The 13,109-nt window shown below is 67.6% G+C and carries 9 protein-coding genes; all 9 read left to right on the top strand.

Annotated features, from left to right (window positions below; translation table 11 throughout):
• Positions 1–569: 569 nt before the first annotated feature.
• The 9 genes from HBH26_RS18175 (at position 570) to mobF (ending at position 13,107) form a co-directional block, all read left to right on the top strand.
• Entirely contained in the window at positions 570–1,031 is a 462-nt protein-coding gene (locus tag HBH26_RS18175; RefSeq protein WP_168136065.1) for a DUF736 domain-containing protein, read from the top strand.
• A gap of 169 nt (positions 1,032–1,200) precedes the next feature.
• A complete protein-coding gene (locus tag HBH26_RS18180; protein WP_168136066.1) occupies positions 1,201–1,425 on the top strand; it encodes a hypothetical protein in 225 nt (74 codons plus the stop codon).
• 733 nt (positions 1,426–2,158) lie between these two features.
• Positions 2,159–2,497 (top strand): single-stranded DNA-binding protein, encoded by a 339-nt coding sequence (locus HBH26_RS18185; RefSeq protein WP_168136067.1) that lies wholly within the window; start codon positions 2,159–2,161, stop codon positions 2,495–2,497.
• Between the two features lie 138 nt (positions 2,498–2,635).
• Complete coding sequence (locus HBH26_RS18190) at positions 2,636–3,052, top strand: hypothetical protein (protein ID WP_168136068.1); 417 nt, start codon at positions 2,636–2,638, stop codon at positions 3,050–3,052.
• Positions 3,053–3,394: 342 nt separating this feature from the next.
• On the top strand, positions 3,395–4,615 hold the full coding sequence (locus tag HBH26_RS18195) for a DUF2493 domain-containing protein (protein WP_420825000.1): 1,221 nt from the start codon (positions 3,395–3,397) through the stop codon (positions 4,613–4,615).
• A 1,097-nt stretch (positions 4,616–5,712) separates the two neighbouring features.
• On the top strand, positions 5,713–6,747 hold the full coding sequence (locus tag HBH26_RS18200; protein WP_168136069.1) for a hypothetical protein: 1,035 nt from the start codon (positions 5,713–5,715) through the stop codon (positions 6,745–6,747).
• 461 nt (positions 6,748–7,208) lie between these two features.
• The gene (locus HBH26_RS20505) at positions 7,209–7,493 is read left to right on the top strand and encodes a hypothetical protein (RefSeq protein WP_209308668.1); all 285 of its coding nucleotides are present in this window, start codon (positions 7,209–7,211) and stop codon (positions 7,491–7,493) included.
• Positions 7,486–9,993 (top strand): type IV secretion system DNA-binding domain-containing protein, encoded by a 2,508-nt coding sequence (locus tag HBH26_RS18210; RefSeq protein WP_168136070.1) that lies wholly within the window; start codon positions 7,486–7,488, stop codon positions 9,991–9,993. The genes HBH26_RS20505 and HBH26_RS18210 overlap by 8 nt, the downstream gene beginning before the upstream one ends.
• A 3-nt stretch (positions 9,994–9,996) precedes the next feature.
• Positions 9,997–13,107, top strand: coding sequence for a MobF family relaxase (gene mobF / locus HBH26_RS18215; protein ID WP_168136071.1), 3,111 nt, complete (start codon positions 9,997–9,999; stop codon positions 13,105–13,107).
• The last annotated feature ends 2 nt before the right edge of the window (positions 13,108–13,109 follow it).

Raw genomic sequence — 13,109 nt, forward strand, 5'->3', positions numbered from 1 at the left:
TTCCGCATCGCCGATCAGGCCCCGATGCAGCCGGCACCGAGCAGCCGTCGCGCCTGACGCACACCCATGGAGGGGCTCCGGGCAACCGGGGCCTCTCCCCCTTTTTACGTCGCCCAGGGCGGCGCTCCGGGGGCATCGAGCCCCGTCGCGCCGCGAGGGACTGACCTTGCGGTCGATCATGCCCGTGTCACCCGTCCCGCACCGGCTCGCTCGCATCGCGGCCACGCAGCCGCGTGTCGCGCTCGCTACGCCTCGACCGGTGCGGCACATCCAGCATCCCGCCAGGCCTCCCGGCACGGCTCGCTCGCGTCACGGCGACCCCTTCGGGTCGCCCGTTCGCTACGCCTCGCACGCGCCGGCCTCCCGGCTCAGCATATCTCTCCAATCGGCTTTTGCGCGCTCCCGGACGATCCCTTCATCAACCCCGGGACGGTCCACCGTCCGCGTGAGAACGCGGTCGGTGAGGGGCGCTTTCGCGCCCTGCCCGGCCGAAGGGCCGGGGAGGAGAGAGGGTTGAAGATGAGTGTCGAGGACAAGGGGTCCAGCACGACAATCTCAGGAGACACGTCATGAACATCGGTTCGATCAAGCAAAACGAGAGCGGCATCTTCATGGGCCGGATTTCCACGCTCGCGGTCGCGATGACGATCGCGCTGAAGCCGGTCCACTCCACCAACCCGCGCGCGCCGCGCTACGAGATCCACGCGCTCACCCCCGGCCGGACGTGGGTGCAGGTCGGCGCGCTCTTCGAGCTTACCTCCAACAACACCGGCGAGGCCTTCCTCAACGGCCGCATCGACGATCCGTCGCTTAGCGCCCCGCTTCAGGTCTCCGCCTTCCGGCAGGACGACGGCTCGTACAACATCGTCTGGCAACGCGCGCAGAAGCGCCGCGACGTCACCAGCGCGCTCGCGCCCAAGGGTGGCGACGACCTGCCGCCGTTCGCAGCGGACGGCGGTGAACCCTCGGGCGGCACGCCGGGCGACGACGGCCTCGGCGAGACCACCGCACCGGTCGAGGAGGTCGCCTGACCGACCACGGGCGACGCCGATGCGTCGCCCGCCACGGTCGAAACGACGGGGATCGCTTCATTACCGAAGCGGTCCCTGTCAACGTGCAGCCAGCTGCCGGCGTACGGCAGATCAAAAACAGACGTTGGCGACCCATCAGTCGCTTCATTCGTTCATCAATCGACGCTATATGGAGACCACCATGGCGACCGCAGCACCCGAACCGACGCTCGACATCCGGGAGCAGATCGCACGCATCGACAAGATGCAAGCCGAGATCGCCAAGACACAGGCCGATCTCGCAAAGACCAAGCTCGAGGTTCGGTTCTTCCCGGGAACCCTGCTCTTTCAGGCGACCGTGGCAGCCGCTGCACTGATGACCGCCGGCGCCGCCATCGCCAAATTCTTCGGCTAGGTCACTACCTCTCGCTAATATTGGACCGGCCGTACGTTCCCCTCCATCGCGAAGGGCAGCGCCGCCAACCACCACCCGTCCCCGGGGGGCCGCGCAGGAATAGCCCGGTCGGCGACGATCCCGCAGTCAAGCGGACGGTAGAGCCGTCGGCGTCCTGCCAGCGGGTTTCGTGACGGCGTGCAATCCTCGACCCGCGATCAGGCACGCCCTTCCTTCATCCAGCAGTTGCCGCCGATCGCCTTGGCGAGCAGTCGCCCGCCGGCGACCCTGCGGCATCCGGCCTCCATGCCGGTGCAGTCCCCGCCCGGGTGGCCGTCCTTGTCCAGCCCGGGGCGGTCGCGGGCGTCCCGCCATGGCGACGCTGACGGTGCGGTTCACGACCCCGCGCCGGATCGCCCGGGGTGCGGGTCAGGCGGCCGATCGGGTCGGTTCACGAGGCTTGTTCATGGCGATCGCTCCGGGAACCTCGCGTGATGCCGGACGGCCCATCCGCCGGTTCGTGTCACCTGCGATCCGGCCCGGGACCGCGCAACCCCTTTGGCAGGGCCGTGTTGCCGCGCTGAAGCGCGGCTGCCCGCACCACCCCTGCAAAAGGGGTTTCCCTCCACGTCGCCCGTGCCCGTCGCCTGCGCGACGGTCCCGGTCGCCCTTCCGGTGCGCGGCCCCGGGCCGGCTCGCTCATAGGTGACACCGGCGGACGGTCCGCCCGGCACCACGCGAGGGAGCAATCGCCATGAACAACGTGAACCTGATCGGCCGCCTGACCCGCACCCCCGAGCTGCGCGAGGTCAACCGCGCCACCAGCGTCGCCACCATCTTCGTCGCGACCGACCGCCCCAAGCTGAACAAGGACGGCCACACCTACAAGGGCGAGGACGGCTACACCGTCAAGGAGACCGAATACCACAAGGTCACCTGCTTCAACGGTCTCGCCAAGGCGATCGCCGGCAACCGCAAGAAGGGCGACCTGATCGCGATCGAGGGCCGCCTCCACTACACCCGCTGGCAGGACGCCGACGGCAACGACCGCTACGGCTGCGAGATCATCGCCGACCGGGCCGAGTTCTACTGACCCGCCGAAGACGGGCGGCGCCTGGCGGCGCCGCCCTTCGCGCATGCTTCCACTCACCGCCCGCGCAGGACCCGGCCATGGTGCATCCGCACCACGGCCTTGCACCCGCGCGGCCTCCCGACGGAAAGGACCGTCATCATGACCGCGCAGCGTGACATGTTCGAGGGCGACCCGTTCGCACCCGATCCCGAACCGGATGCCCCGGCACCCGCCGGCGGCGCCGGCGACGGCGATGCCGTCGCGGCCGCTACGCTGGCGGTGCCGTGCGGCTTTCGCAATCGCCGTAACGAGCCCTGCCGGCGTCTCGCCGAGCGGGAAATCGTCATCGACGGGCGTCCCTTCGTCCACCGTGGTCACCGGCTGCTCCACTGCCCGCGCCGCTGCTGGCTCGATGACGATACCGTCATCGAGCCAGAACCGAGCGGCACCAACATGCCGGTTGGGGTGGGTGACGGGCAAGCCGACGATCCCGATGCAAACCGTGATCTGGATGATCCGGGGTATCAGGAGATGCCGGATTATGATGTCGGAGACGACAGCTACGATCCGGACTGAACCTGCTGCTATGGGTCTCGCTCTGAATACCGCTGTGGTGCCTGCTCGGCATCGGGGGAGGACAGGATCGGGGCGTCCCGCCTTGTGGGCGGGACCGGGCTCTCACCGGCCCTGGCGGGCCTTGCGGAGCCCCGTGCCGGGTCTCCGCCCTTGCGGGTTTCGATCCCTATGCCGGCGCCGGGCGTCCTGCGCGCGGGCGACGGCCGCTGGTTCGCCCTCCCGGGCTCACTGGCGCGACCTTTGCGGCGCCGCGCCGTGCCGGCGCATCACCGCCGCCCGTGCTCGGGCCGACCCGGCGTGCCTGCCACAAAATGATATTTTCTCTCTCTGTGATGAGGAAGCATGGCATGCGGGGCTGGCGGGCCGTCAAGGACGCGCGGTCCCCCCAATTTTCACGCGCGACCGCCTGAAGAAGGCGGCCCCGCGAGAAAATCGGCTCCCCCGCGCGCGAGCGTCAACCGGGGTCCGTGCCGTCTGCGCGGCACGGCTTCCCGGTTAACGTCCCTGACCGCCCTGACCGCCGCATGCCTGATGAGGGACCTCACCGAGAGAAGGTGGGATTTTCAACTCATGGAGGCAATCATGACCAAGTCTTTCCGCAGCTTCGACGACATGGGCCGGGCGATCAACGACGACACCCGCCAGACCTACGACGGCGCCTTCGTCGAGGGCAGCGAGATGGCCAAGCTCACCGTCTTCGATACCCCCGAGAAGACCGAGATGCCCGACCCCGAGATGGCCGCCAACGCCGTCCAGCAGATGCTCGCGACGATGTTCGATGTGTTCCGCGACACCCGCATGGAAGAGTTCGCCGCCGACCTCGCATGGGGCTTCGTCAACTCCTTCCACATGGTGGCCAAGCGCATCGAGGGCCGGGAGGACGACGCCGCCAAGAAGCTGAAGGAGATGGTCACCGCCTTCGACCCCTCGGAGATCTACGCGGTCGAACTGGAGGACACCCAGCTCCTCTGCCAGACGCTGGAGGGTTGCGCCGAAGCGATGCGCTGCATGCGCGACCACGCCGGGGAGGTGTTCCGCGTCGAGACGGGCCGCCCCTTCAACACCGTGCGCGGCAGCAGGGTCTCCTCCAAGCTCACCGCCTCGGTGATCGACGGCAAGGACTATCTCGCCGCGCGCGCCGCCAAGCGCCGGGAAGACCATAACCCGACCGGCCCCATCGTCGCCTTCACCGGCGGGCAGGTCTGGCACGACCACGAGCAGCTCTTCGACCGCCTCGACCAGATCAAGCGCCGCATCCCCTCGATGGTGCTGATGACCACCGGCATGAACAAGGGTGCCGACGCCGTCGCGGCCGCGTGGGCGTCGTCGCGTGGGACCAAGCTGGTGCGCATGATGCTGGAGACGCGCTACGGCCCGAAAGCGGCCTTCCTGCGCAACGACCGCATCGCCTCCTTCCGCCCCGTCGAGGCGATCGTCTGCGAGGGCTCGGGCGTCCAGTCCGACTTCGCCCGCAAGATGCGCACCGCCGGCGTCCCGCTCCACGTCTTCCGCATCGCCGATCAGGCCCCGATGCAGCCGGCACCGAGCAGCCGTCGCGCCTGACGCACACCCATGGAGGGGCTCCGGGCAACCGGGGCCTCTCCCCCTTTTTACGTCGCCCAGGGCGGCGCTCGGGGGCATCGAGCCCCGTCGCGCCGCGAGGGACTGACCTTGCGGCCGATCCTGCCACGTCACCCATCCCGCACCGGCTCGCTCGCATCGCGGCCACGCAGCCGCGTGTCGCGCTCGCTACGCCTCGACCGGTGCGGCTGATCCATGCGTAGCGCCCAGCCTCCCGGCACGGCTCGCTGGCGGGCGTGGCGATGCCTTAGCATCGCCGACGCTGCCGCTGCGCATCGCGCAGTGCCGGTCGGTCACAGCCGCATCGCTCCGGCACGGCTCGCTCGCATCACGGCGACCACTTCGGGTCGCCCGTTCGCTACGCATCGCACGCGCCGATCGGCCGGGTGGCATCAGCCGCACCGGCTCGCTCGCATCGCGGCCACGCTGACGCGTGTCGCGCTCGCTATGCCTCGACCGGTGCGGCAAATCCAGCATCGCGCCCAGCCTCCCGGCACGGCTCGCTGGCGGGCGTGGCGATGCCTTCGCATCGCCGACGCTGCCGCCCGCGCATCGCACCGTGCCGGTCGGTCGCGAGGGCATCGATCCGGCACGGCTCGCTCGCGTCACGGCGACCCCGGCGGATCGCCCGTTCGCTACGCCTCGCACGCGCCGATCGGCCGGGTGGCATGAGCCGCACCGGCTCGCTCGCATCGCGGCCACGCAGCCGCGTGTCGCGCTCGCTACGCCTCGACCGGTGCGGCTGCATCCATGCGTTCCGCCCGGCCTCCCGGCACGGCTCGCTGGCGGGCGTGGCGATGCCTGCGCATCGCCGACGCTGCCGCTGCGCATCGCGCCGTGCCGGTCCGCCGCGACGACATCGCTGCGGCACGGCTCGCTCGCATCACGGGGACCCCTGCGGGTCGCCCGTTCGCTACGCCTCGCGCATGCCTGCTGGTCTATCCCTCGGGTTCCCGACCCGCACCAGCCTTTTGGCGATCCCGATCCTGCGGACCGACGATGCCGACGACGAACCATGCGACCCTTACGGGTCGAGGGCAGGGGGCTTGAGTGCGTGGTTCCATCAGGGAGGCACAGCCATGTCGATCACCTTCTTTCTCAGCGCCGGTCGCCGGGTCGATACGAAGCCCGCCATCGTCACCGCACGCCAGCTCGCTGCGTTCCGCGCCTTCGCCCGCGAACGCGGCGAATTGCTCGATCACGATGACGAGGATCCGCTGGTCGCGTGCAGCTTCGAAGCGCGCGTCTGCCCGTGGTCGCTCGCCAGCGTCTGTGCGATCTTCGACCATGCCGAAGATGTCGTCCGCGTGGTCGAGGACGCGCAATTCCGTCGGCTCAACATCCGCTTCTGGCGCGACGATGCGACCCGCTCAATCACGATGCGGGTCGCCGATACGCCGGACGGTGCGCCCGAGATAAACCTCGCCAATCAGAACGCCTATCACGTCCTCGACGCGCTGCGTCTGGCCGATGACAATCGGGGCAGCATCCCGGTCACCGAACTACGGGAGATCCTCGGTCAGCCGGTCGTTCGTCGTGACCTCGAACGGCTTGCCCCCGGGACGTCTCTCGATCGCTTCGACCGGCTCGCCGAGTACGGCGGGACCGAACCCGGATACGCATGGTTTGGGGATAGCCTCCCCCCGGATCATCGCGTCGGGAGAGCCGGGGTTGCACCCGGCTCTCCCCTTTTTTGCCTGACGGGTTTCAGTCCCGCCGGTCCTGTGACTGAGACGAAAAAGGGGAGGGCCGATGGCCGCTCCCCTTTTGTTTTGCCCGGATGGTCGCAGGCATCGTGCCCTATCGGTTCATGCCGTCAGCCGCTTCGCGGCCTCCGCAATGCCCAGCTTCTTCACGCCCGCCAGCAATGCCCTGATCTGATCGGGATCGCCCTTGAACATTCCCGACTTCTCGACCTCCTTCATGAGCTCCGCTCGCTCGCGATCGGCCAGCATCCTGCGGCGTTCATCCAGCTTCTTCGCATCCGCCTCAAGCTGCACCCGTTCCTGCTCGATACTCCGTGCCATGGTCGCACCTTTTCCCGTTGGTTTCGACTGCCTCCATCGGTCACGATGACAGGGGTCTGCACACCTCGCAAGCGACGGCGGTCATGACACCGTCGGGACGGCTGAATCGAAGTCGGTGATCCGGGCTAAGCCGGATCACCGAACAGCATGCGACGGACCTCGCCTTCGGCGGGTCCGTCGTGGGGCTGGATCGCTGCGCAGACCCGCTTCGAACGACGCTGAACCTGTCCCGCCTGCGGCGTTTCCCCGCTGGAATCCCGCCCGACATCAGGACGAGGAGCCATGATGCCCCGACGACCACAAAAGTCCCTGTAGATTTGCACACCGTACGCGGCAGCCGCAGGTGTAAGTGACTGAAAGGAGGCGCGTTTGCAGCGGCAAACAGGTTTGCCCCTGCAAACGGTCAAGCGCAAACAGCGTAAGCGGTTGATATCGCGCGATCTTCTACGTTTGCACGGTGGATACAACTTTTTCCTGTCAACTCGGTCAACCTGAGTATATAGTCGGCATTCCGAAAGCCCCGCCAGCCACCTAACCGTAGGTGGTACATGGCAAATTCAACGATCGCGTTCAGGCTTTCGTCTGACGAGATTGCGGCGCTCGACAAGATTGCGAGCAAGCGTCAGTGTTCGCGCTCCGAAGCCGCGCGGATGGCGATGATGTTCGGTGTCCGCTTCGCGGAAGCCGAGCACAGCATCAACATCACGCGTGCGGTACTTGTCTTGGAGTACATGCAGGCCGCGATCGACGTCATCATCGCGCGCGATCACGGCGACGTCGTGCCCCAGCTGAAGGCGGCCGCAAAAGAGCGCCTGGCGACCTTCCATGCGTAGGGGCGATATCCGCTTCAACGGTCAGGCCGCGACCATCGAGCATCACTCGGCGCGCGGGCGCATCACGCGCAACTCGGGCAATTTCACGCGCGGGTCGCAGCTCCTTTCCAGCCAGTACAAGATGGCCTGGGCGGGCGTGCAGGTGCCGATCTGGATCTGGCTCGGCACCTTCATCGTCCTGTTCAACATCATGGTCTGGCTGGGGCTCGCCGAACAGGAGTTCCAGCTGGTCCTGATGAAGCTCTATTCCGCCGTCTGGACCTGGGTCGGCGCGGACCGCTTCCACCTCATCAACCTGACCCTCCCGAGCGGCATCGTGACCAAGGTCCCGATCGGTTACGTGCCCTACGAACCCCACGTCGTTCATGCCTGGCAGCAGACGGTCAAGATCTTCCTGACCACGCTCGTCATGTCAGCCGCGGTCGCCGCACCGCTCATCATGTGGTTCATCACCTGGGCCAACAAGCGCGGCTCGGACATGCTCAAGGAGCGCCACAATCGCGGCGCCATGCTGGTCGTACGGGACGTGCTCTTCGATGCGGTCCGCAAGCACAACATCAAGCACTTCAAAAAAGAGTGCGCCGAGCACGATCCGCCCTGGGACGCCAACCTCGTCGCCAAGGCTCCGCTGCTGGAGCGTGTCGACGAAGGCGTCCATGTGCCCTATTCGATCGCCGGCATCCCCTATCCGTGGCGGCTCGAACAGAGCCACACGATGCTCATCGGCACCACCGGCACCGGCAAGACGACGCAGCTGCGCAGCCACGTCTCGCAGATCCGCGCACGCGGGCATCGCGCCGTCATCTTCGATCTCACCGGCGTCTTCGTCGAGACCTTCTACGACCGCGAAACCGACGTCATCCTCAACCCTATGGACGAGCGCTGCGCGCCGTGGACGCTGTTCGATGAATGCCGCAACTACGCCGACTTCGTGTCGGCCGCGTCGGCCCTCATCCCCTCGCATCCGGATGACAAGGAACCCTTCTGGCAGAACGCCGCACGCATGCTCTTCATCGAGATGTGCCTCAAGCTTCAGGAGGAAGGCGAGGCCAACAACGCCGCGATCGCGCATCATCTGATGCAGGCCGATTTGAAGTCGATCAACGCCAAGCTGGACGACACGATCGCCGCGCCGCTGACGACCGAGAAAGCCGCGCGCATGGCGGAGTCGATCCGCTCGGTCCTCAACGTCAACGGGCAGGCGATCCGCTTCATGCCGGACCCGGTCGAGGGGGGGGCTCCCGCCTTCTCGATCCGCGACTGGATCGCGACCGACAATCGCGACGGCTCGATCATGTTCATCACCGGCTCGTACAACGACCTGGAGATGACCCGCGGCCTGTTCACGCTGTGGATCGACCTTGCGGTCAACAACCTCATGCGGCTGCCCAAGACGCGCGATCTCCGGACCTGGTATCTCTTCGACGAGGTCCACGCCCTCCATGCGCTCCCCGGCATCGAGCATGGCCTGCAATCCGCGCGCAATTTCGGGGGCGCGTTCGTGCTCGGCATCCACTCGTTCGACAAGCTGGTCGCGACCTACGGCCTTCAGAACGCGACCGCGCTCACCGGCCTTGCCCGCACCAAGCTGATCCTCGCCACCGCCGACCGCACAACCGCCGAAAAATGCTCCGAGTTCATCGGCAACCGCGAGGTCCGCCAGATGGATGAGGCGTACAGCTACGGCTACAACAATACCCGCGACGCCTCGACGCTCACGCCGCGCACCGCGATCGAGCCACTGGTCATCCCCGACGACATCGCCAACCTCCCTGCGCTCCACGGCTTCGTGAAGTTCCCCGACGGCTTCCCCGCCGCGCGGATCGAGCTCAAATACAAATCCTATCCCGAGGTCGCGCCGGGCGCTGTCCCGCGCAAGAACTTCAAGCCGACCGAATACGTCTCGCCGGAGGACCGGCGTCGCCGGAACAACCCGAATCCTCGCGCGGATGGGGGTGGCGAGGGAGGCAGGGAGCATACACCCACGCGGCCGGTAGGAGGCGTGGAGGAGAGGGCACGGATCGAGCCGGAGAAGGGCGCGCCCGAGCCGCGCAGGGGCCAGAGCGAGGCGGAGAAGGCGGCTACCGGGATCGATGTTGTCGGAGCCGTGCCGGTCGTGCTCGACCAGGTTACCGGCAAGGCGGTCACGACGGCCCCCGCCGGCCCGGATGCCGTTCGCGCGTCGGATGCCGCGACGCCGGTCAATGCCGCCGTACCGCGGCTCGCGAATACCGGCGCTTCCGGGATCGACGCCGCGATGGGCGGGATGGGAATGTCGCTCGTCGATCACCGTCAGGGGGCCGGTAATGCCGACCAGTCCCGCGGCGATGCCGAACGGGGGCAGGACGATCCTGGTCTCCGCCGTAGCGATCCCGATCGGCATGAGGATCAGGCGATCCGGGAAACGCGCGACGGTTTCGCCATCGATCGCAACGCCGACCACCATCGTCATCACGGGCACGACCATTCGCCCGAGATCGACGACGACATGGAGATGTAGCCGATGCTCTCGGTCGCCTCCGTTAAATCCGCCTCGGGTGCGGCGTCCTACTTCGCCAAGGACGACTATTACACCGCCGAGCATTCGTCCGAGGCGACCGCCTGGGGCGGGGAACACGCGGCTGAGCTCGGCCTGACGGGCGAGGTCGCCAAGGAAGACTTCGAGAAGATCCTGAACGGCGAGATGCCGTCAGGCGAGAAGGTCGGGCAGACGGAGAACCGGCGCCTCGGCGTCGACCTCACCTTCTCGATGCCGAAGTCAGCGAGCATCCTTGCCTATGTCGCCGGCGACAGCCGCGTGCTCGCCGCGCACATGAACGCGGTCAAGGCGACGATGGGCTGGGTCGAGAAGACCTTCGCCGAAGGGCGGACCTACGAGCATTCCAAATCGGGCGACGCGGTGCGCACCGGCAACCTCGTCTATGCGCTGTTCCAGCACGACACCAGCCGCGCGCTCGACCCGCAGGGCCATATCCACGTCCTCGTCGCCAACATGACCAGGATGGCGAACGGCGCCTGGCAGGCGCTCCACAACCAGCAATTGTGGAAGAACAACACCGTCATCGGCGCCGCCTATCACGCGCAGTTCCGCGCCGAGCTGGCGAAGATCGGCTACGAGACGACCGTCACCGGCAAGCACGGCCAGTTCGAGGTCAACGGTGTCCCCAAACAGGCGATCGACACCTTCAGCCAGCGCCGGGCCGATATCCTGGCGACCGCTGACAGGCTCGGCATGAAATCTACCGAAGCGCTGCGCAAGATCACCAACAACACCCGCGATGCCAAGCTGAATGTCGAGGACCGCGACGCGCTGCGCCAGGAATGGCGCGACCGTGCCGCGGCGATCGGGTTCGACGGCAAGGCGCTGGTCGAAGCCGCCCAGGCGCGCGCCGCGGGAAACGCGCTCGACAGCCGGCCCGGAACGATGCAGCGCATCGGCACGGCGCTCGACGGCATCCGCGTCGCACTCGGCGAAGCCTTCAACCCCAGGGACGCGCTGATCGCGAGCGGCCTCGACCGGCTGCGCATCTCGCCCGACGACCTGCGCGCCCAGCACGCCGTCGCCTCCGCGATCCGCATCCACGCCCAGCGCGAAGCCGCCTTCTCGATCCCCGAGGTCACCAAGACCGCGCTCGATCTCGGGTTGAAGGGCGTCACTGTCGCCCATGTCGACCAGCGCGTCTCCGAACTGATCCGCGCCGGGCAGCTCATCCCCGGCAAGCAGGACAGGATCGACGGCGTCGTCACCCACGTCACCACGCCCGAGGCGCTCGCGACCGAGCGCGGCATCCTCGCCGATATCGAGCGCGGCAGGGGGCAGGGGCGCGTCATCGTGCCCGCCGACGCCGTCATCGACCGGCTGAACGCCGCCTCGGGCGACAAGGCGTTGAACGCCGGTCAGATGGCGGCAGCGACCATGGCGCTGACCTCCGCCGATCGCATCGTCGCGGTCCAGGGCGTGTCGGGCGCGGGCAAGTCGACGATGCTGGCGAGCGTCGCGCGCAACGTCGAGCAGGAGGGCGGCAAGGTCGTCGGGCTGGCGCTGATGAAGGCGACAGCCGATCGCCTCGGCGCCGAAGCCGGGATCGAGAGCCGCACCGTCTCCTCGTTCGTCCACAGCTATGCCCGCCACGCGCTCGCCGGCCGGGGGGCGGGCTATGACGGCGCCAGAAACGAGCTCGCCGGCACCACCATCATCCTCGACGAAGCCTCGATGGTCGGCTCCGAGCAGATGAAGCATCTGACCGGCATCGCCAACGCATTGGGCGTCGACCGCTTCCTCATGATCGGCGACCGCCAGCAGATCACCGCCGTCGATGCCGGCAAGGCGTTCGCGCTCGCGCAGGCCGGCGGGGTCACCATGGCGCGGATGGACGAGAACTTGCGCCAGCGGACCGAGCAGCTGCGCACCGTCGCCGCGCTCACCAACCGCGGCGCGGTCCGCGAGGCGATGGCCGTGCTTGGCGACAAGGTCATCGCGTCGCCGGCGCATGTGAAGGCCGCGGCCGACCACTGGCTGGGGATGACGCCGGAGCAGCGCGAGACGACCGCGATGTTCTCCTCGGGGCGCACGGCGCGCGCCGAACTCAACGTCCGCATCCAGGACGGGCTTGCCGCCGAGGGCACGCTCAGGGGCAACGGCGTCGACGTCGCCGTCCTCGACAAGATCAACATCACTCGCGAGGAACTGCGCTACGCGCACAGCTACGAGGCGAAACCCGGCGAGCAGAAGGTCATCGACCTGCGCCATGCCATGCGCGACCTCGGCCTGCCGCGCGGCACCTGGGATGTGATCGGGGTCGATGCAAAGGGCCGCGTCCAGGTCCTCATCGGCAACAGGGTCAAAACCTTCGACCCCCAGAAGATCTCGCCGATCGACAAGACCGACGCGATGCAGCTCGCGCACCGCGAGCAGATCCGGCTCCACGAAGGCGACAAGGTCCGCTGGACGCAGAACGATCAGAAACGCGGCCTCAACAACAACGACATCGCGCGCGTCGTCTCGGTCGATCCGTCGGGGATCAAGGTCGAGGCGAGCGACGGCACGCTCCACGAGTTGAAGGCGGGCGACCCGATGATGGAGCGCCTGAGCCTCGCCTACGCGCTCAACATGCACGCCGCGCAAGGCATCACCGCCGACACCGCGATCGCGGTGATGAGCCACACCGAATCCAACCTCTCCAACCAGCGGCTCTTCAACGTGACCGTGACCCGCGTGCGCGACGACATCCAGCTGTTCACCGACGACCGCGAGAAGCTCACCGCCGCGATCGAGCGCAACGAGGGCAACAAGACCTCCGCGCTCGAAACCATCGGCGCGCTGTCGATTGATCCGGCGAAGGGCGCGGACGCGCTGCCCGGGCAGGGATCGGCCGTATCGTCCTCCCCGGGTCCGTCCCCGGAGCCCTTCAACCCGTCGCTGCCGCCCGACCTCGATCGCGGCCCGGAGAAGATCGGCGGGACAGGCGAAGGCTCCGACAGGCCGGCCACCCGGTCCGGGCCGATCGATATTCGCACCGATCCGTCGCTCGACCTGTCGCGCTTCACCGTGCCGGTCGAGCCGAAGGGGCCGGAACTTCCCTATCCCGAAAAAGACATCGGACTGGAGCTGTGACC

Source organism: Sphingomonas corticis, from assembly GCF_012035195.1.
GTDB lineage: Bacteria > Pseudomonadota > Alphaproteobacteria > Sphingomonadales > Sphingomonadaceae > Sphingomonas > Sphingomonas corticis.